Raw genomic sequence first — 18,318 nt, 5'->3', positions numbered from 1 at the left:
GGGCGCCCGCGCAAGGGCGGCGGGCGCGGCAAGAAGATCCTGGCCGTCGCCGGCGGGACGCTCGCGCTGCTGCTGATCGGCGGCTCGGTGGCCGCGTACCTCTACTACGACCACCTGAACGGCAACCTCACCGTCACCGACGTGGGTGACGCCGGCACCAAGGGCGGCTTCAAGAAGGGCCAGGCGATCAACATCCTGGTCATCGGGACCGACAAGCGCAGCGGCGCGGGCAACGAGGGGTACGGGGACGCCGGCAGCGTCGGCCACGCCGACACCACGATCCTCTTCCACGTCTCGAAGGACCGGTCCAACGCCACGGCGCTGTCCATCCCCCGCGACCTGATCACCGCCGTCCCGGCCTGTCCCACGAAGCAGCCGGACGGCTCGACGAAGAACATCGCCGGCGAGCACGGGGTCCGCTTCAACACCAGCCTCGGGCAGGCGGGCCGCGACCCGGGCTGCACGATGCGCACGGTCAAGGAGCTCACCGGGATCCAGGTCGACCACTTCATGATGGCCGACTTCAACGCGGTGAAGAACCTGAGCACGGCGGTCGGCGGCGTACCGGTCTGCGTGGAGAAGGCGGTCGACGACAAGGACTCCCAGCTCAAGCTCTCGGCGGGCGAGCACCGCCTGGAGGGCGAGCAGGCGCTGGCCTTCGTACGGACCCGGCACGCCTTCGGCAACGAGAGCGACCTGGACCGCATCAAGACCCAGCAGCAGTTCCTGAGTTCGATGATGCGCGAGATGAAGTCGAAGCAGACGCTGACGAGTCCGCAGAAGTTCTTCTCCCTCGCCGAGGCCGCCACCAAGTCGCTGAGCGTGGACTCCGGCATAGGAGACATCAACAAACTCACCGAACTCGCGGGCGAGTTGAAGGACATCGACCTCAAGAACATCACCTTCACCACGCTTCCGGTGCTCGACAATCCGGCGGAGAAGGTCAAGTCCACCGTCGTGATCAATCCGAGTCAGGCCGATCCGCTGATGCAGATGATCCGGGAGGACGTCTCGCTCACCGCGGTCGAGCAGAAGGAGCAGGCCGCCGCGGCCGCGGCCGACGCCGACGCCAAGGCGAAGCTGGACGCGCTGATGCAGGGTCCGCGCGCCGCGGCCAAGGACGTCCGGGTGGACGTCTACAACGGCGGCGGGCCGGCCGGTTCCGCGTCCGGCACGCTGACGTGGCTGCAGAACAGCAAGGGGGTGCCGAAGTCCAGCAACCTGGGCAACGCGCCCGCCAAGGTGGACACCACACAGCTGGAGTACGCGCCCAACCAGGCCGACCAGGCACGGGCGTTGGCGGAGATGATGGGCCTTCCCGCGACGGCGCTGAAGATGGGCACGGCCGACGCCGCCCCGAAGACGCCGATGAAGCTGACGCTCGGCGCGGACTTCAAGGGGGCGGGGGTCTCGCAGACGGCTCCGCAGAAGGCGCCCGAGGGCGTCCAGCGGGTCGAGGCGGACCAGACGGTCTGCGCCAAGTGACCGGCCGGGCGGTGGCCGAGCCGCCCGCGAAGCCGTGAGGAAGGCGTCCACGAGTCCGTCCCGAGCACCGCATGACGCTGTGGGCCGCGGCGACCGGCACAATGACGACACAGAGTGATCTTCAGGGGGAACGAGTGAGGCACAGCAGCGTGCATGGGGAGGGGGCGTCCGCCCCGGCCGACGACGGCATACCCGGCGGCGGTCCGGCCGCGGGCGGCACCGTCCCCCAGCCGAGGAGCGGCTCCGGCCGCAGACGCGGCGGCGGCCGTGGCCGCAGACGCCCCACCAAGAGCGGCAAACGGCGCGTGCTGCGCTGGGTCGCCTCCGTCGTGGCGCTGCTCATACTCGGGACGGCGGCGGCCGGTTACCTCTACTACCGCCACCTCAACGCCAACATCCGCAGCGGACAGCGCATGAGCGGCGACAGCGGAGTGGCCAAGAGCGAGGCCGACGCCGCGGGCCGGCGCCCGCTGAACATCCTGATGATCGGCTCCGACAGCCGCAACAAGCCGGAGAACGCCTCCCTCGGCGGCAACTGGGACGCCGTCGGCTCCGACCCGCTGGCCGACGTGCAGATGCTGATCCACGTCTCGGCCGACCGGAAGAACGCCTCGGTGACCTCCGTCCCCCGCGACACCAAGGTGGACATCCCCGAGTGCACGAATCCCAAGACGGGCAAGAAGTACAAGGCGACCCGCGGCATGATCAACGAGACCCTCGGACGCGGTGGCGCCGGCTGCACCCTGGCCACCTGGGAGAAGCTGACCAACATCTACATCGACCACTGGATGACGATCGACTTCTCCGGTGTGGTGTCGATGGCCGACGCGATCGGCGGTGTGGAGGTCTGCGTCAACCAGAAGGTCTGGGACACGTCCACCCCCGGGAGCGATTCGGGCGGCTCGGGCCTGCACCTCAAGGCCGGCACCACCAAGGTCAAGGGTGAGCAGGCGCTCCAGTGGCTGCGCACCCGGCACGCCTTCGGGAGCGACCTCGGCCGGGCGAAGGCCCAGCACATGTACATGAACTCGATGATCCGCAGCCTCAAGAGCCAGAACGCCTTCACCGACGTCCCCCGTCTGACGGGTCTCGCCGAGGCGGCGACGAACGCGCTGGAGGTGTCCGAGGAGATCGGGTCGGTCAAGAAGCTCTTCGACCTCGCCATGCAGCTCAAGGACGTCCCGGTCGACCGCATCACCATGGCCACGATCCCGGTGCTGGAGGATCCCCAGGACAAGGACCGGCTGGTCGTGAACCCGCCGGACGCCGAGAAGATGTGGACGATGCTCCGCAAGGACGTCGCCCTCGACTCCAACGGCGAAGCGGCGAAGCCCGAGGGCTCCGCCCAGCCGAGCGCGCCCGCGACCGGCTCGTCGCCGGCGCCGTCCCAGCCCGCGGCCGCCGATCCGTCGAAGATCGCCGTGCAGGTGGCCAACGGCACCGGAGTCGGCGCCCCGCCGGTCGCCAAGCGGGCCACGGCCATCGCGGGCCAGCTGGTCTCCAAGGGCTTCACGCTGGCCAAGGCGGACTCCTCGCTCACCCCGGAGAAGCTGACGGTCGTCCGGTACGCCACGGACGCCCAGGCGGCCGAAGCGCAGACCGTGGCGGCGGCCCTCGGGATTCCGGCCGCCTCCGTGCAGAAGGCGGCCGGCGCGGCCAGGATCACGGTCGTGGTGGGCGCGGACTGGCGGGAGGGCAACGTCTTCCCCCAGCAGGCGCCGCCCGAGGCGGGCTCGGTGCCGGACTCGGCCGACGTGCTCAACGGATCGGACACCTCCTGCATGGACGTGTACGCGCCGTACCGCAAGTAGTCCGCGGGCCCGCCGGTCCGCCGGTGGTCCGCTCACACGAAAGGGGTGACCCGGTCCTCGACGGACCGGGTCACCCCTTTCGTGCGGGAGCGGGGCTCAGACCCCGCTGGGGTCGCGGCGCACCGCCGGGCGGCGGCTCGCGATGACCTTGGCCGCGAGCGAGCGCGGGCTGGTCAGGAAGCCGTAGCCCCAGCACACGTGCATGGTCGCCAGGGCGACGGGGATCTGCGCGCGCGCCTTGAGCGAGAGGCCCTTGCCGGCGGGGACCGACCCGGCGGTGATCGCCGCGAGGTAGCCGGCCGGGAGGGCGAAGGCCCACGGGGTGACGGCCGCGCCGACGACGACGCCGGCCGCGATCGCGCAGACGGCCGCGGGCGCCGCCAGATAGCGCAGGTTGATCGAGCCCGAGTGGTAGCGGGCCACCACGTGCCGCCAGCGCCCGTAGTCCTTGTACTGCTTGGCCAGGGCCCGCACGGACGGTCTGGGGCGGTACTGGACCCTCAGCTCGGGCGAGAACCAGATGAGCCCGCCGGCCTCGCGGATGCGGAAGTTCAGCTCCCAGTCCTGGGCACGCACGAACTCCTCGTTGTAGCCGCCCGCGCGCTCCAGGGCCTCGCGGCGGAACACGCCGAGGTAGACGGTCTCGGCGGGGCCGGCCTTGCCCCCGGTGTGGAAGGCCGCGTTGCCGACGCCGATCCTCGAGGTCATCGCGGCGGCGACGGCGTCCTCCCAGGGGTTCTCGCCCTCGGCGTGCATGATGCCGCCGACGTTCTGCGCGCCGGTTTCCTCCAGGAGGCGGACCGCGGTGGCGATGTAGTTCGGGGAGAGCATGCCGTGGCCGTCCACGCGCACCACGATCGGATGGCGCGAGGCCTTGATGGCGGCGTTGAGGGCCGCGGGCGTACGGCCGGTGGGGTTCGGCACGGTACGGACGCGGGCTCGTGCGTGGGAGGCGGTTTCCCGCACGAGTTCGGCGGCGATCTCGTCGGTGCGGTCCGTGGACGGCCCGAGCGCGATCACCACCTCCATTTCGCCTGCGTACTCCTGTCCGAGGATGTGGCGGACCGAGTCGCGCAGATAGCGCTCCTCGTTGAGCACCGGCATGATCACCGAGACTGCGGGCTGCTGGGCGGGCATGTGGTCCTTCAAGGTCGGGTATCGGTGTCACGTTACCGCGTACGGGGGAACCCGGTGCGCGCCGGATGAGCGGTAAGGACAGAGGTTGATCGTATGGACCTACTGTTCTGACGAATCAGCCGAATGCGGCACCTCCCCGATCCGTCCCGACCCGCCGTCCCGACCCGCTGCCCCCGCGGAGGTTTCCCCCGTGCCCCAGCCGCACCGTCCCACCCGGCCCGCCCGGCCGACGCAGCGCGCGCAGCGGGCCGCAAGACCGGTCAGAATCCGCGAGGGCGCCCCCCGGCCGCCCGACAGGCCCCGCTGGGGAGTCCGCATCGCGGCCGGGCTGTCGGTGGTGGTGCTCGGCTCCGGGGCCGTCGGGCACGCCGTGATGACCGGTCTGGACACCGGAATCCAGCGGGTCGACCCCTTCAAGGACATGAAGAACCGCCCGCAGGCCGGGCACGGAGTGAACTTCCTGCTCGTCGGCACCGACGGCCGGGAGAAGATCACCAAGGACGAGAAGCGCGAGTACCGCCTCGGCGGAGCCCCCTGCCACTGCACCGACACCGTCATGCTGGTCCACCTCTCGGCGGACCGGACCAGGGCGAGCGTCATCAGCCTCCCCCGCGACAGCTACGTGGAACTGCCCGCGCACCTGGACGAGGCCGGCGGCAAGCAGCACGGTACCCACCCGGTGAAGCTCAACGCCGCCTACGCCGAGGGCGGGCCCCACCTGACCGTGCGCACCGTGGAGAACATGACCCGGGTGAAGATCGACCACTACCTGGAGGTCGACTTCACCAGCTTCATGCAGACGGTGGACGCCATGGGCGGCGTGGACATCTGCACCGCCAAGACCATGCGCGATCCCAACACCGGCCTCGACCTGCTCCCCGGCACCCACCGGCTGAACGGCGGGCAGGCACTGCAGTACGTGCGCTCGCGCCACGTGGACGGGGCCTCGGACCTCGGCCGGATGCAGCGCCAGCAGCGGTTCATCGCCGCGCTGATCAGGCAGGCCACCCGGGGCGGGGTACTGCTCAACCCGGTCAAGTTCAAGGAGGTCAGCTCCACCCTGCTCGGATCCGTGCGGGCCGACAAGGGCTTCGGCTCGGAGCAGATGCTGGCCCTGGGGCAGGCGATGCGCGATTTCACCCCGTCCTCCTCGGAATTCGCCTCCGTGCCCGTCGGCAACCCCTCCTTCCCGGTCAAGGGCCTCGGTTCCACCGTGAAGTGGGACGAGACCAAGGCCGCGAAGCTCTTCGAGGCGCTGCGCGAAGACCGTCCCCTGGCCCCGGCGCCCGCCCCCGGACGGCCGGTGCACAAGCAGCCGGCGGTGCCGGTGGACGTGGCTCCGCAGCAGGTCCGTGTGCAGGTGGAGAACGGCACCCGCATCGACGGGCTGGGCACCCGGGTGGACTCGGCGCTGCGCGCCACGGGATTCGACACCACCCGGGCCCCGGGGACCGGCTCGAGCCGCGAGGTGAAGCGCACGGTGATCACGTACGACCCGCGCTGGGACCGGTCGGCCCGTACGGTGTCCACCGCGCTGCCGGGCAGCGAGATGCGGGCCGTACCGGGCCAGGGGCGGACGGTCGTGGTCCTCGCCGGGGCCGACTACCGCAAGGTGGTGGAGGTGCGCGCGGAGGACCCGCACCAAGGTGAGTTCGGCGTGGTCACGGGCGATCAGGTGGTCTGCGGGACGTAGCCCTTCCGGAACCGGCGCCGGCCCCGGCCCCGGTGGGGCGGCCGGGGCGGCGGGCGGCGGGCAGGGCGGACAGGGCGGCCCGGCGGCATGCCCGACGGAGGGTCTGCGGGGCCGTCGGAGCCCGTCAGAGCTCGTCGAAGCCCTGGGCGGCGCGCTGCTCGCGCAGCTCCATGATCGCCCGGCGGCGGGCGAGGCGGTGCGTGCGTCGGATCTGGGCCTCCTGGTAGCGCCGCTCGTCCTGCTCGGTCCCCGGCACGACCGGCGGGACCTGGCGGGGCTTGCCGTCGGAGTCCACGGCGGTGAAGACGAGGTAGGCGCTGCCGACCTGGGTGGCGGGGGTGGACTCGTTCCACCGCTCCGCGAGGACCCGTACGCCGATCTCCATGGAGGAGCGGCCGGTCCAGTTGCACTGGGCCTTCACGTGGACGAGGTCGCCGACGCGAACGGGGGCCAGGAAGGCCATCTCGTCCATGGAGGCGGTGACCGCGGGACCGCCGGAGTGCCGGCCCGCGACGGCGCCGGCCGCGTCGTCCACCAGCTTCATGATCACGCCGCCGTGCACGGTACCGAGCAGGTTGGTGTCGTTGGCTGTCATGATGTGGCTGAGGGTGGTGCGGGAGGCCGAGACCGGCTTCCCGGGCAGCTCGCCCGGTATCTCTGTCATGGAGCCACTCTAAGTGCGGTGCGCGGGCATCAGCTCTGCAACAGCAGCGGTACGAACCCGCCCCCGGGCTGTTCCGCGGCCCGCTCGGCCAGGCATTCTGTGCACATGAGTGACTGGGACGGGTGGAGCGGCGAGCGCGACGAGCGCGGCCGCCGCGATGACGGGTACGGACGCGGCAGCGGCCAGGCGGAGTCCGAGGGTGCGCGGCGGATGCGGCACGTCCAGCGGCCGGCCCCGCCCGCCCAGGCGGCGCAGCCCCCGTACCCGCCGCGCAGGCCCGCGCAGCCGCCCGTCGGGCCCGGCGGCCCGGCCCGCGCCCCGTACGTGCCCCCGCAGCAGGGCGGCTCGTACAGCGGCGGCGGTGCCGGCGGCGGCTCCGGCTCCGGTGAGGGCGGGTTCGACAGCGGTTACAACACCGGCCAGGTCTACGGTGGCGGCGGCCAGCAGCCGCCGGCCGGACCGGGCAGACGGGAGCGGGGCGGTCCGGCGGGTCCCGCGGGTCCGGCTCCGGACTGGCGCAAGCGGATCAAGGTCGGCTCGATCGTGCTGGTCTCGGGACTGCTCGTGACGGGCATCGGCACCTACTTCTGGGCCGACTCCCACGTGCGCCGCGAGGTCGACCTCTCCAAGGTCATCGAGCGCCCGAAGGAGGGCGACTGCACGACCTACCTGATCGTGGGCTCCGACAGCCGCGAGGGCATGTCCGCCGAGGAGAAGAAGAAGCTTCACACGGGCTCGGCCGAGGGCAAGCGGACCGACTCGATGATGATCCTGGCGAAGTGCTCCAGCGGGAACACGATGATCTCGCTGCCGCGCGACTCGGACGTGGAGATCCCCTCCTTCGTCGGCTCGGAGTCGGGAAAGAAGTTCGCCGGCACGGGCAAGCGGACCAAGCTGAACGCGGCGTACGCCGAGGACGGCCCGGAGCTGCTGGTCCGGACGGTGGAGTTCAACACCGGTCTGCGCATCGACCACTACGCGGAGATCGGCTTCGCCGGCTTCGCGAACATCGTGGACGCGCTGGGCGGGGTGGAGCTGAACATCGAGAAGGGGTTCAAGGACGAGAAGTCCGGGGCCGACTTCAAGGAGGGGACGCAGACGCTGAACGGCGAGCAGTCGCTGGCCTACGTACGCACCCGCTACGCCTTCGCCGAGTCGGACCTCCAGCGGACGAAGAACCAGCAGAAGTTCCTGTCGGCGCTGGCGAGCCAGGCGGCGACGCCGTCCACGGTCCTCAACCCGTTCACGCTGTACCCGGTGCTGGGCGCGGGCCTGGACACGCTGATCGTGGACAAGGACATGTCGCTGTGGGACATGGGCCAGATGTTCTTCGCGATGAAGGGCATCAGCAGCGGCGACGGGGTCTCGATGAACATGCCGATCTCCGGGCAGCGCGGCGGGAACCTCGTCTGGGACAAGGCGCAGGTCCAGCAGCTCGTCCAGCAGATCCAGAAGGACCAGAAGGTCACCGTGCGCGGCAACTAACACGAGCGCGGTGACCGGGAGGCTCCGCGGCCGCCCCCTCGGGGGGCGTGGAAGCCCTCGTCGGTCAGCGGTCCGAGGAGAAGCGGACCGCGCCGGCGGGGACCTCGGCCTCGCACCACACCCGGACTCCGGCGCGCAGCTCGTTGTCGGCGCCGACCACGGCGCCGTCGCCGATGACGGCGCGGTCCAGCACGGTGCGCGGGCCGACCGAGGCGCGCGCGCCGACCAGGCTGGCGTCGACCCGGGTGTCCGGGCCCACGACCGCGCCGTCGAGCACGATGGAGCCCCGGACGACCGCTCCCGCGCCGATGCGGGCGCCGGCCCCGACCACCGTCCCGCCCGAGAGCACCGCTCCGTCGGCCACCTCGGCGCCGGGGAGGACCAGGGATTCGCCGCGGGGGCCGGGGACCGCCGGGGAGGAGACGATCCCGCGCACCAGGTCGGCCGAGGCCTGGACGAAGGCCTCGGGCTTGCCGAGGTCCAGCCAGTAGGTGCTGTCGGTGAATCCGCGCAGCCTGGCGCCGGAGGCGAGCAGGCCGGGGAAGGTCTCGCGTTCCACGGAGACGGCGCGGCCGGCCGGGATGGAGTCGATCACGCTGCGGCGGAAGACGTAGCAGCCGGCGTTGATCTGGTCGGTGGTGATCTCCTCGGGGGTCCCGGGCTTCTCGGTGAAGTCCAGCACCCGTCCCTCGGAGTCGGTGGGGACCAGGCCGAAGGCGCGGGGGTCCGCGACCCGTACGAGGTGCAGGGAGACGTCGGCGTCGGTCTTCAGGTGGGACTCGACCAGGCCGGCGATGTCCAGTCCGGTGAGGATGTCCCCGTTGAAGACGAGGACCGGGGAGTCCGGGCCGCCGGTCAGGCGTGCGGCGGCGTTGCGGATGGCTCCGCCGGTGCCCAGGGGCTCGTCCTCGACCACGTACTCGAGGCTGAGGCCGAAGGCTGATCCGTCGCCGAAGTAGGGCTCGAAGACCTCGGCGAGGTAGCAGGTGGCCATCACGATGCGGGTGACGCCGGCGGCGGCGGCCCTGGCTATCTGATGGGCGAGGAAGGGAACACCGGCCGCGGGGACCATCGGCTTGGGGGTGTTCACCGTGACGGGGCGCAGCCGCGTCCCCTGCCCGCCGACCAGCAGGATCGCTTCCGTCATGTGCCTTCTCCCCCAAGCGGTCGGGCGTTCGAGACCCCAAGCTAGCCCATCGGGGGGACGGAGCTGGCCGGGGCGTCCCTCGTCGGGGTCGCGGGGGCCCCGGCCCGGCCCGTGGGAAGGCCCCCGGCAGCGTGCCGGGGGCCTCCTCGTCCGCGCCCGGACGCATCCGGGGCCGTGCCGATCCGCGCGAAGCGCCGCTGCGGCTACGGCAGGTTGCGGGCCATGACGATCCGCTGGACCTGGTTCGTGCCCTCATAGATCTGGGTGATCTTCGCGTCGCGCATCATGCGCTCCACCGGGTAGTCCCGCGTGTAGCCGTAGCCACCGAGGAGCTGGACGGCGTCGGTGGTGACCTCCATGGCCACGTCGGAGGCGAAGCACTTGGCCGCGGCGCCGAAGAAGGTGAGGTCCTCGTGGGGGCCGCCGCCGGAGACGCGCTCCGAGCGGGCCGCCGCCGAGTAGGTCAGCTGGCGGGCGGCCTCGATCTTCATGGCCATGTCCGCGAGCATGAACTGCACGCCCTGGAAGTCGCCGATCGGCTTGCCGAACTGCTTGCGCTCCTGGACGTAGCCCTTGGCGTAGTCCAGGGCGCCCTGGGCGATGCCCAGGGCCTGGGCCGCGATCGTGATGCGGGTGTGGTCCAGGGTCTTCATCGCGGTGGCGAAGCCGGTGCCCTCGGCGCCGATCATGCGGTCGGCGGGGATGCGCACGTTGTCGAGGTAGACCTCGCGGGTCGGCGAGCCCTTGATGCCGAGCTTCTTCTCCGGGGCGCCGAAGGAGACGCCCTCGTCGCCCTTCTCGACCACGAAGGCCGAGATGCCCTTGGAGCGCTTCTCCGGGTCGGTGACGGCCATGACCGTGTAGTACTCGGAGACGCCCGCGTTGGTGATCCAGCGCTTGACGCCGTTGAGGACCCAGAAGTCGCCGTCGCGCACCGCGCGGGTCTTCATGCCGGCCGCGTCGGAGCCCGCGTCGGGCTCGGAGAGCGCGTACGAGAACATCGCGTCGCCCTTGGCGAGCGGGCCCAGGTACTTGGCCTTGAGCTCCTCGGAGCCGGAGAGGATCACCGGGAGCGAGCCGAGCTTGTTGACGGCCGGGATGAGCGAGGAGGACGCGCAGACGCGGGCCACTTCCTCGATCACGATCACGGTGGCGAGGGCGTCGGCGCCCGCACCGCCGTAGGTCTCGGGCACGTGCACGGCGTGGAGGTCACTGGCCACGAGGGCGTCGAGGGCCTCCTGCGGGAAGCGGGACTCCTCGTCGACCGCCGCGGCGAAGGGCATGATCTTCGCCTCGGCGAGCGCGCGGACGGACTCGCGGAGCATGTCGTGCTCTTCGGCCGGACGGTACAGGTCGAAGTCGGCAGAACCCGCCAAGATTTCTCACTCCCCAAGTGGTGCGATGCTAACTACCGTTAAGTAACCCAATCTTAGTGTCCGGTAGCCGAGAGCGACACGGGCGTCGTACGTGAGCTGCGTGACAGCGGGTGCGGCCGGTTGACCGTCCGGGCTCGCCATCGGGGAGGCGGGCGAAATGCGGACCCGGTGGATCGCGCGACTATGCTCGGTTGCCGCAAACGGCCCCGCACCTCCAGGAGCACGCATGGCCCCCCTGAAGATCACTGTGATCGGCACCGGATACCTCGGCGCAACGCACGCCGCGGCGATGGCGGAGCTGGGGTACGACGTGCTCGGGCTGGACGTGGTGCCGGAGAAGATCGAGCTGCTGGCCTCCGGCCGCGTACCGATGTACGAGCCGGGACTGGAGGAGCTGCTGGCCTCGCACGTGGCCGGGCTGCCGGGCTCCACGGGCCGGCTGCGGTTCACCACCTCGTGGGAGGAGATCGGCGCCTTCGACGGCGACGTCCACTTCGTCTGCGTGAACACCCCGCAGAAGCACGGCGAGTACGCGTGCGACATGAGTTACGTCGACGCGGCCGTGGAATCGCTCGCCCCGCAGCTGAACCGGCCCACCCTCGTCGTCGGCAAGTCCACCGTGCCCGTCGGCTCCGCCGAGCGCCTCGCCGCGAAGCTGGCCGCGCTCGCCCCCGCGGGCGAGGAGGTCGCCCTCGCGTGGAACCCCGAGTTCCTGCGCGAGGGGTTCGCCGTCCAGGACACCCTGCACCCCGACCGGATCGTCATCGGCGTCCACGGAGAGCACGCGGAGCGCGCCGAGAAGCTCCTGCGGGAGGTCTACGCGGCCCCCATGGGCGAGGGCACCCCGCTGGTGGTCACCGACTTCCCCACCGCCGAGCTCGTCAAGACCGCCGCCAACTCCTTCCTCGCCACGAAGATCTCCTTCATCAACGCGATGGCCGAGGTCTGCGAGGCCGCCGGCGGCGACGTGGTGAAGCTGGCCGAGGCCATCGGCCACGACGAACGCATCGGGAGGAAGTTCCTGCGCGCCGGCATCGGTTTCGGCGGCGGCTGCCTCCCCAAGGACATCCGCGCCTTCATGGCCCGCGCCGGCGAACTGGGCGCCGACCAGGCCCTCACCTTCCTGCGCGAGGTCGACTCCATCAACATGCGCCGCCGCGGCCACATGGTCGAGCTGGCCCGCGAGGCCGTCGGCGGCTCCTTCCTCGGCAAGCGCGTCGCGGTGCTGGGCGCCACCTTCAAGCCGGACTCCGACGACGTCCGCGACTCCCCCGCCCTGAACGTCGCCGGGCAGATCCACCTCCAGGGCGGCCAGGTCACCGTCTACGACCCCAAGGGCATGGACAACGCCCGCCGGGTCTTCCCCACCCTCGGCTACGCCGACTCCGCGCTGGGCGCGGCCCGCGGCGCCGAGGTCGTCCTGCACCTCACCGAGTGGCGCGAGTTCCGCGACCTCGACCCGGCCGCGCTCGGCGAGGTCGTCACCGACCGGCTCGTCCTCGACGGCCGCAACGCCCTCGACCCCGAGCGCTGGCGCGCGGCCGGCTGGACGTACCGCGCCATGGGCCGGCCGCGCGCCTGACCCGGGCCCGGCCCGAGTGCGGCCCGAGTGCGGCCCGCAAGTGATCCACTTCGTTGCGGAATGGGCGGTTTCGGATCTCGTCACCGGATTGTTGGACGGAGCCGCCGGGGGTCACAGAATGGATCGCTAGACTCACGGCCGATGACCAGTACGAGCACGAGAAGCCCTGTCCGCCCCACCGCAGGCGCGCCGGGGCCGGCCCCGCGTACCGGTCGGGGACCCTTCGACACCTTCCTGCGGGAGCGCGCCGGCCACCTGGCCATGGCGGGTTTCTGGCTGGCCACCCGCTCCCTGATGGTGGTCCTCCTCGTGGTGAACCTCCACGGCACCTCCTCGGTGCGCGTGGAGATCACCGAGACCTACAACAACTGGTACGACGTCCTCGTCACCGGGACGATGCCGCACAACGACGTCATGTGGCAGTACCCGCCGGCCGCGGCGGCCGTCTTCCTGTCGCCCGACCTGCTGCCCTTCTTCAGCTACTTCCAGGCGTTCGTCGCGCTGACCGTCGTCTGCGACGCCCTGATCGCCGTCGGCCTGGTCCGCGCCGCCCGCCGCCCCGACGGCAGCACGGCCGGAGCCGTGCTGTGGCTGGCCACGCTGCCCCTGCTGCTGTCGCTGCCCTTCGGGCGCTACGACCTCCAGGTCACCCTGCTCGCCGTCGGCTCGCTGCTGTGCCTGCGCTTCCGCCGCAAGCTCGGCGGGGTCCTTGCCGGGATCGGCGCCCTGGTGAAGGTCTGGCCGCTGCTCACCCTGATCGGCACCCCGCGCGGCCGGACCACCCGCGACGCGATCGTCTCGGCCGCGGCCGCCGCGGCCGTCCTGCTCGCGGTCCTCGCGCTGTTCTTCCGCGACACCCTCGGCTTCCTGGGCAACCAGGGCAACCGCGGCATCCAGGTGGAGTCGCTGGGCGGCTCGGCCCTGATGCTGGGCAAGCTCGTCGGCGCCTGGTCCGGGAGGACCGAGGTCCGCTACGGCGCGTACGAGTACCTGGGCCCGTACGTCTCCAGCGTCGCCGTGCTCTCCGTCGCGCTCACGGTCGTCGGATTCGGCTGGCTGCTGCTGTGGCGCGTCAAGGCCCGCCGCTGGTCGACCGCGACCCCGCTCGACGCGGCGCTGTGCGCCATCCTCGTCTTCACCATCACCAGCCGCGTGCTCAGCCCGCAGTACCTGATCTGGCTGGTCGGCCTGGCCGCGGTCTGCCTCACCTGCCGGCACACCACGCAGCGGCCGGTCGCCTGGCTGATCGTCGCCGCCACCGCGCTCAGCACCGCGATCTACCCGCTGACCTACGGCTCGGAGATCCTCCCGGGCACGGTCTTCGGAACGATCCTGCTCTGCGTCCGCAACGGCCTGCTCGCCTGGGCCGCCGTCTGGTCCTGCGTCCGCCTGTGGAGGGCCAGCGTCACCGCCGCCCCGGCGCCCGGGCCCGCGGCCGCCTCCGCGACCGCTGCCCAGCCCGGGGTTCCCGCGCGCGTCTGAGGCGCCCGGTGCCGCGGCCGCCCCGGGGGGCCGGTCACCGCACTAGGCGGTTCTACGGTGCTGCGCGGCGCGTGCGGTGAACTCCGCGTCGCGCACCACCCGCTGGGCGTTGCCCCAGGTCAGCAAGGCCAGGTCGGGCTCCGGCCAGCCCCGCTCCAGGAGTTCCGCGATCAGCCGCGGGTAGCCGGAGGGGTCGGTCAGGCCCGTCGGCCGGGGGAGGCCCGGCTCGGCGCCGAAGCCGGCGCCCAGGCCCACGCAGTGGGGGCCGGCGACGGCCCGTACGTGGTCCAGGTGGTCCGCGACCGCGTGCAGGGAGTCCCCGGTGCGCGCGCTGTCGAAGGTGACCATGGCCAGGCCGTTCGCGGCGCGCAGCGCGAGCAGCACCTCGTCCGTGACGTTGCCCGGGTGGGGGTTGAGCGCGGCCGCGGCCGCGTGCGAGACGATCACCGGCGCCTTGGACGCCCCCGCGATCTGGCAGGCCGCGACCGGCGGGCACCCGGTGAGGTCCAGCAGCATCGCCAGCCGGTTGGTCTCGCGCACCACCTCGTGGCCGAAGGCGGTGAGACCGTCCGTGGCCCAGGGGGCTCCGGCGGGCGCGAGGAGGCGTACGCCCAGGGCGTGGAAGGCGCGCAGCGCGCCGAGGGAGTCCGTCAGCGTGCGGCCGGTCACGGGGCCCAGGAACGAGGCGATGCGGCCGCGGTTGCGCGCGTCGGCGAGGTCGTCGGCGCTCAGGGCGAGGCGGAGGCCGTCGGGATAGCGGCGCATCAGGGCGAGCGCCACGTCGATCTGTTCGAGGGTGTCGGAGACCACCTGGTCGGCGGGTCCGCTCTCGCGGGCCGGACCGGACGCGGACGGCGTCATCAGGGACCAGAACTGGGCGCCCACGCCGCCGGCACGCAGCCGGGGGATGTCGGTGTCGACGCCCATGTCCGGGGTGTCGATGTCGTGGTACGGGCTGTGGCGCAGGGTCCATACGAGGGTGTTGCACCCGTCCGCGACGGGGTGGACGGCCAGCAGTGCGGCAGCCCGGTCCAGGGCTCCCCCCAGGGCGGCGGGGGTGTCCTCGGCTCCGAGGGGGCTCGGGCCCACGGGGGTCGCCGGGCTCGTGTGCGGTTCATCCTGCAGGTCGGCCATGGCATGCGCTCCGGTCTCGGCGGCAGCGGGAGAGAAGCAGGGAAGGTGGTGCCACCGTGTCATGTGGGACGCGAAAGACGCCCGGCGGATGTGGCGTTCGGGTGTAACCGGCAGGTCACCGGGCCGGACGGGCCCGGCGGGCGCCGCCTTCGGGGGCTTGCGGGCGCCCCGGAGACCGGGCCGGACGGGCACCGCCGGAGACGGGTGCGGGCGGGCCCGGACCTCCGGACCCGCCCGCACCGCACCGCAGGAGCCCCTAGCTCTCCTGCCCCACCGGGAGCACCGCGTTCGAGGGGCCCCGCGCGGCCGACTGCTCGCGCGCCACCGCTTCGGCGTCGCGCAGCACGCGTACCGCGTTCGACCAGGTCAGCTTCGCCAGGTCGGCCTTCGACCAGCCGCGGGTCAGCAGCTCGGCGATCAGGTTCGGGTAACCGGACACGTCCTCGAGCCCGGCCGGGGTGAAGGCCGTGCCGTCGTAGTCCCCGCCGATGCCGATGTGGTCGACCCCGGCCACCTCGCGCATGTGGTCCAGGTGGTCGGCGACCGTGGCGGCCGTGGCGACCGGACGCGGGCGCGCCTCCTCGAAGGCCCGGTGCAGCGCCATCGCCCCGGGGGTGGTGTCGAGGTGGTGGAAGCCGTGGGCGCGCAGGTTCTCGTCCGCGGCCAGGGTCCACTCGACGGCCGTGGGGAGGATGAACTTGGGCACGAAGGTGGCCATCGCCACCCCGCCGTTGGCCGGCAGCAGCTCCAGCACGTCGTCGGGGATGTTGCGCACGTGGTCGCAGACCGCGCGGGCGGAGGAGTGCGAGAAGACCACCGGCGCCGCCGAGACCGCGAGCGCGTCGCGCATCGTCGTCGCGGCGACGTGCGAGAGGTCGACGAGCATGCCGACGCGGTTCATCTCGCGGACGACCTCGCGGCCGAAGTCGCTCAGACCGCCGTGCCGGGGTTCGTCGGTCGCCGAGTCCGCCCAGTCGATGGTGTCGTTGTGCGTGAGCGTCATGTACCGCACGCCGAGCCGGTGGAGGGCGCGGAGGGTGGCGAGCGAGTTGTTGATGGAGTGCCCGCCCTCGGCTCCCATCAGCGAGGCGATCCGGCCGTCCGCGCGGGCCGCCTCCATGTCGTCCGCCGTCAGGGCCCGCACCAGGTCGCGGGGGTAGCGCTCGATCAGCTGGGCGACGGCGTCGATCTGCTCCAGGGTGGCGCTGACCGCCTCGTCCCCCGCGTAGTCGGAGCGCACGTACACGGACCAGAACTGCGCGCCGACCCCTCCGGCGCGCAGCCGGGGGATGTCGGTGTGCAGGTGCGCGGACTGGTCGGCGGCGATGTCCCGCCGGTCCAGGTCGTAGCGCACCGTCTGGCGCAGCGCCCAGGGCAGGTCGTTGTGCCCGTCGACGACCGGGTACGCGGCGAGCAGCTCGCGCGCCGCGTCCAGGTGGCCGGCCGCGTCCGTCCCGCCCGCCGTGCCCAGCGGGCTCACTTGCCGAACCCGAAGGACTCCTGGCCCGCGACCTTCGTACGCAGCCGCTTGCCCTTCTCGGTGGCCTGGTCGTTCAGCTCCTGCTGGAACTCGCGCATGCGGCCCAGCAGCTCCGGGTCGTGCGCGGCCAGCATCCGTACGGCCAGCAGCCCGGCGTTGCGGGCGCCGGCGATGGAGACGGTGGCGACGGGGACCCCGGCGGGCATCTGGACGATCGACATCAGCGAGTCCATGCCGTCGAGGTACTTCAGCGGGACGGGCACGCCGATGACCGGCAGCGGGGTGACGGAGGCGAGCATGCCGGGCAGGTGGGCGGCGCCGCCCGCGCCCGCGATGACCGCCTTCAGGCCGCGTCCGGCGGCCCGCTCCCCGTACGCGATCATCTCGCGCGGCATCCGGTGGGCGGACACCACGTCGACCTCGTAGGGGATCTCGAACTCGTCGAGGGCCTGGGCGGCGGCCTCCATGACGGGCCAGTCGGAGTCCGAGCCCATGACGATGCCGATGACGGGAGCTGCTGCGGAGGTGCTCATTCGGTGATGGTTCCTCTGAGGTAGCCGGCTGCGTGACGTGCTCGCTCCAGCACATCGTCCAGGTCGTCGCCGTAGGTGTTGACGTGGCCGACCTTGCGGCCGTGTTTCACGTCCTTGCCGTACATGTGGATCTTCAGCTGGGGATCGTGGGCCATGCAGTGCAGGTACGCCGCGTACATGTCGGGGTAGTCCCCGCCGAGCACGTTCGCCATGACCGTCCAGCGGGCGCGGGGGCGCGGATCGCCGAGCGGGAGGTCCAGGACGGCCCGGACGTGGTTGGCGAACTGGGAGGTGACGGCACCGTCCTGGGTCCAGTGGCCGCTGTTGTGCGGGCGCATGGCCAGTTCGTTGACCAGGATCCGGCCGTCGGAGGTCTCGAACAGCTCCACGGCCAGGTGGCCGGTCACGCCGAGCTCCTTGGCGATGCGCAGGGCCAGGGCCTGGGCCTCGCCCGCGAGCTCTTCGGAGAGGTGCGGAGCGGGGGCGATCACCGTGTCGCAGACGCCGTCCACCTGGACGGACTCCACCACCGGGTAGGCCACCGCCTGGCCGTGCGGGGAGCGGACGATGTTGGCCGCGAGCTCGCGGACGAAGTCCACCTTCTCCTCGGCCAGGACCGGGACGCCCGCCTTGAACGGGGCCTCCGCGTCCTGCGGCGTGCGGACGAACCACACGCCCTTTCCGTCGTACCCGCCGCGCACCGTCTTGAGGATGACGGGGAAGCCGCCGACCTCGTCCGCGAAGGCCGCCGCGTCCGCCGGATCGCTCACGATCCGGTGGCGGGGGCTGGGCACGCCGATCGCGTCGAGCTTGGCGCGCATCACCCCCTTGTCCGAGGCGTGCACCAGCGCGTCGGGCCCCGGACGGACGGGTACGCCGTCGGCTTCCAGGGCCCGCAGGTGCTCGATGGGCACGTGCTCGTGGTCGAAGGTGATCACGTCACAGCCGCGCGCGAAGGCACGCAGGGTCTCCAGGTCGCGATAGTCGCCGATGACGACGTCGCTCACGACCTGGGCCGCCGAGTCCTGTGGTGTGTCACTGAGGAGCTTGAATCTGATGCCGAGGGGGATGCCCGCCTCGTGGGTCATGCGGGCGAGCTGTCCGCCGCCGACCATGCCGACTACCGGGAACGTCACTCCCCCAGAGTATCCGGCGGTATTGCGCCATATGGACGGGACCCTGGCCGGTGTCCGTCTCGCGGCGGGACGAAAGGGATGGGCGGGGTGGGGCGGGTGTGCCGTGGGTCGCACGGCTTCCCAAGGCGCAGACGTATGAGCGGGGCGACACTTAACATGAGGGGGCCGAAGAC

The 18,318-nt window shown here is 72.0% G+C and carries 14 protein-coding genes; 6 read left to right on the top strand and 8 right to left on the bottom strand.

Annotated features, from left to right (window positions below):
- Together ABZY44_RS19975 and ABZY44_RS19970 are read left to right on the top strand one after the other, a co-directional pair.
- Positions 1-1,485: LCP family protein (locus ABZY44_RS19975; protein WP_356655546.1), on the top strand; the 1,485-nt coding region annotated here is incomplete at its 5' end.
- Between the two features lie 149 nt (positions 1,486-1,634).
- Positions 1,635-3,296, top strand: a complete 1,662-nt coding sequence (locus ABZY44_RS19970) for an LCP family protein (RefSeq protein ID WP_356655544.1) — start codon at positions 1,635-1,637, stop codon at positions 3,294-3,296.
- A gap of 96 nt (positions 3,297-3,392) precedes the next feature.
- Here the strand turns inward: ABZY44_RS19970 and ABZY44_RS19965 are convergent, their stop codons facing one another.
- Positions 3,393-4,433, bottom strand: coding sequence for a glycosyltransferase family 2 protein (locus tag ABZY44_RS19965; protein ID WP_356655542.1), 1,041 nt, complete (start codon positions 4,431-4,433; stop codon positions 3,393-3,395).
- A gap of 265 nt (positions 4,434-4,698) precedes the next feature.
- Here ABZY44_RS19965 and ABZY44_RS19960 point away from each other — a divergent pair, with 265 nt between their 5' ends.
- Complete coding sequence (locus tag ABZY44_RS19960) at positions 4,699-6,126, top strand: LCP family protein (protein ID WP_356655557.1); 1,428 nt, start codon at positions 4,699-4,701, stop codon at positions 6,124-6,126.
- Positions 6,127-6,250: 124 nt separating this feature from the next.
- On the opposite strand, the gene ABZY44_RS19955 is transcribed toward ABZY44_RS19960, so the two are convergent.
- Positions 6,251-6,790, bottom strand: a complete 540-nt coding sequence (locus ABZY44_RS19955) for an acyl-CoA thioesterase (protein WP_356655540.1) — start codon at positions 6,788-6,790, stop codon at positions 6,251-6,253.
- Positions 6,791-6,895: 105 nt separating this feature from the next.
- Between ABZY44_RS19955 and ABZY44_RS19950 the strand changes: the two genes are divergently transcribed.
- Positions 6,896-8,275 (top strand): LCP family protein, encoded by a 1,380-nt coding sequence (locus tag ABZY44_RS19950; protein ID WP_356655538.1) that lies wholly within the window; start codon positions 6,896-6,898, stop codon positions 8,273-8,275.
- Between the two features lie 64 nt (positions 8,276-8,339).
- Here the strand turns inward: ABZY44_RS19950 and ABZY44_RS19945 are convergent, their stop codons facing one another.
- Positions 8,340-9,422 (bottom strand): NDP-sugar synthase, encoded by a 1,083-nt coding sequence (locus tag ABZY44_RS19945; RefSeq protein WP_356655536.1) that lies wholly within the window; start codon positions 9,420-9,422, stop codon positions 8,340-8,342.
- Between the two features lie 203 nt (positions 9,423-9,625).
- Complete coding sequence (locus ABZY44_RS19940) at positions 9,626-10,798, bottom strand: acyl-CoA dehydrogenase family protein (protein ID WP_356655534.1); 1,173 nt, start codon at positions 10,796-10,798, stop codon at positions 9,626-9,628.
- A gap of 226 nt (positions 10,799-11,024) precedes the next feature.
- Here ABZY44_RS19940 and ABZY44_RS19935 point away from each other — a divergent pair, with 226 nt between their 5' ends.
- Both ABZY44_RS19935 and ABZY44_RS19930 read left to right on the top strand, forming a co-directional pair.
- Positions 11,025-12,380, top strand: coding sequence for a UDP-glucose/GDP-mannose dehydrogenase family protein (locus ABZY44_RS19935; RefSeq protein WP_356655532.1), 1,356 nt, complete (start codon positions 11,025-11,027; stop codon positions 12,378-12,380).
- A 141-nt stretch (positions 12,381-12,521) separates the two neighbouring features.
- Positions 12,522-13,862 (top strand): glycosyltransferase family 87 protein, encoded by a 1,341-nt coding sequence (locus ABZY44_RS19930; protein ID WP_356655530.1) that lies wholly within the window; start codon positions 12,522-12,524, stop codon positions 13,860-13,862.
- Positions 13,863-13,904: 42 nt separating this feature from the next.
- On the opposite strand, the gene ABZY44_RS19925 is transcribed toward ABZY44_RS19930, so the two are convergent.
- The 4 genes from ABZY44_RS19925 to ABZY44_RS19910 all read right to left on the bottom strand — a co-directional run bounded on the left by ABZY44_RS19925 (position 13,905) and on the right by ABZY44_RS19910 (position 18,145).
- Entirely contained in the window at positions 13,905-14,996 is a 1,092-nt protein-coding gene (locus tag ABZY44_RS19925) for a membrane dipeptidase (protein WP_356655528.1), read from the bottom strand.
- 256 nt (positions 14,997-15,252) lie between these two features.
- A complete protein-coding gene (locus ABZY44_RS19920; protein ID WP_356655555.1) occupies positions 15,253-16,467 on the bottom strand; it encodes a dipeptidase in 1,215 nt (404 codons plus the stop codon).
- 5 nt (positions 16,468-16,472) lie between these two features.
- Positions 16,473-17,009, bottom strand: coding sequence for a 5-(carboxyamino)imidazole ribonucleotide mutase (gene purE, locus ABZY44_RS19915; protein WP_356655526.1), 537 nt, complete (start codon positions 17,007-17,009; stop codon positions 16,473-16,475).
- Positions 17,006-18,145, bottom strand: a complete 1,140-nt coding sequence (locus ABZY44_RS19910; protein ID WP_356655524.1) for a 5-(carboxyamino)imidazole ribonucleotide synthase — start codon at positions 18,143-18,145, stop codon at positions 17,006-17,008. The genes purE and ABZY44_RS19910 overlap by 4 nt, the downstream gene beginning before the upstream one ends.
- Between the last annotated feature and the right edge of the window lie 173 nt (positions 18,146-18,318).

This window comes from Streptomyces sp. NPDC006544 (genome assembly GCF_040611715.1).
GTDB lineage: Bacteria > Actinomycetota > Actinomycetes > Streptomycetales > Streptomycetaceae > Streptomyces.
This window is presented reverse-complemented; position numbering and strand designations above follow the sequence as displayed.